Origin of the sequence: Paenibacillus woosongensis (assembly GCF_009725165.1) — a bacterium.
Taxonomy (GTDB): Bacteria; Bacillota; Bacilli; order Paenibacillales; family Paenibacillaceae; genus Fontibacillus; species Fontibacillus woosongensis.
In genome coordinates this window covers 1-1,284 of the sequence record NZ_WNZW01000033.1, presented here as the reverse complement: position 1 = coordinate 1,284, position 1,284 = coordinate 1, and the positions used below count along the sequence as shown (strand labels likewise).

Sequence of the window (1,284 nt, the reverse complement as noted above, 5' to 3'; positions counted from 1 at the left end):
GGACCTCTGTCAAGAAAGTGGACACTCATGCGACAGATTTTCTGTTAAATTGTTCAGCAAAACGAACAGGTGAAAGATAGCCAAGTGCACCATGCATTCGCTTGCGGTTGTAATAAAATTCAATATATTGAAATAACACATGGTAGGCCTGTTCCTTGGTCTTAAAACGAGCATTACAATAGATGAGTTCTTTCTTCAAAATACTGTGCCAAGACTCGATGCAAGCATTGTCGTAGCAATTGCCTTTTCGGCTCATACTGGGCTTCATTTGGTATGCTTTTAATTGCTCTCGGTATTCGTTGGAGGTGTACTGGGTTCCACGGTCAGAGTGATGCAGCAGTCCTTTACCGGGACGTTTCGCTTCGTAAGCAGCCTGCAAAGCACCTAGAGCTAAACTTGTTTCCATATGATCAGCCAAACGCCATCCTACAATTTCTCGAGTACAAAGATCCATTACACTTGCAAGATATAAACGACCTTCTCGACAGGGAATATACGTGATGTCAGTTACCCATACGGTATTGGGCTTAATGACTTTAAACTGTTGGTTCAGATGATTTGGCTCGATTGGATGGCTATGGTTGGAATCTGTCGTATGCACTTGATACTTCTTGGATACGATGGAGCGGAGCTGCATTTCTTGCATATAAACACTTACGGTTCGCTCTGTAACGGCGTGCCCTTCCTGGTGCAAGAGACGTGTGATTTTGGGACTGCCATAACGTTTATTGTGATCATTGAAATGATACCTAATCCGCTCCATGAGGGTATCTTTTCTGAGTTTTTGTGAACTGGGTTTCTTGGCTCTCCATTTGTAATAACCGCTCCGAGACACCTGAAGTACAGCGCACATCTTCTCCAAAGCGAACTCGGAGCGATGTTCCTCAATAAACTGGAATCTTAGTTCTTTGGTTTGCTGAAGATGTGCACTGCTTTTTTTACGATAGCGAGTTCTTCTTCTACATCGGAGATTTTTTGGTCTTTTTCCTGCAGTTGTTGACTCATTTTTTGTAATTGGGCTTCTAGTTCCCGTACGCGATCTGCGCTCGCTGCTGGCTCGTGTTTTAATTCTCGGTATTGGCTCATCCATTGATGTAGGGTGCTTCGGGGAATATTCAGTTCTTCCGCTAAATCCGCCACCGTTTTCGTTTGTTCCTGGATGAACCGTACCGTTTGTTTTTTGAACTCTTCGTTATACCGTTGTCTTTGATCGCCCATGTGGACACACCTCCGTTGGTCTCATTATCTCCAGTCCGTTAACTGGTGTCCACTTTTTATTCTAGC

Annotated in this window: 2 protein-coding genes; both read right to left on the bottom strand. The window is 43.9% G+C overall.

The features are described from left to right. Positions 1 to 25: 25 nt before the first annotated feature. On the bottom strand, positions 26 to 1,015 hold the full coding sequence (locus GNP95_RS25480; protein WP_330163627.1) for an IS3 family transposase: 990 nt from the start codon (positions 1,013 to 1,015) through the stop codon (positions 26 to 28). After that, positions 901 to 1,218, bottom strand: a complete 318-nt coding sequence (locus tag GNP95_RS25475) for an LA_3659 family protein (RefSeq protein ID WP_155613611.1) — start codon at positions 1,216 to 1,218, stop codon at positions 901 to 903. Before GNP95_RS25475 ends, GNP95_RS25480 begins: the two co-directional genes overlap by 115 nt. Positions 1,219 to 1,284: the final 66 nt, after the last annotated feature.

What these genes read in the sequence shown, in the direction of transcription:
- GNP95_RS25475 (WP_155613611.1), bottom strand. Translation starts at nt 1,218, where the DNA reads ATGGGCGATCAAAGACAACGGTATAACGAAGAGTTCAAAAAACAAACG.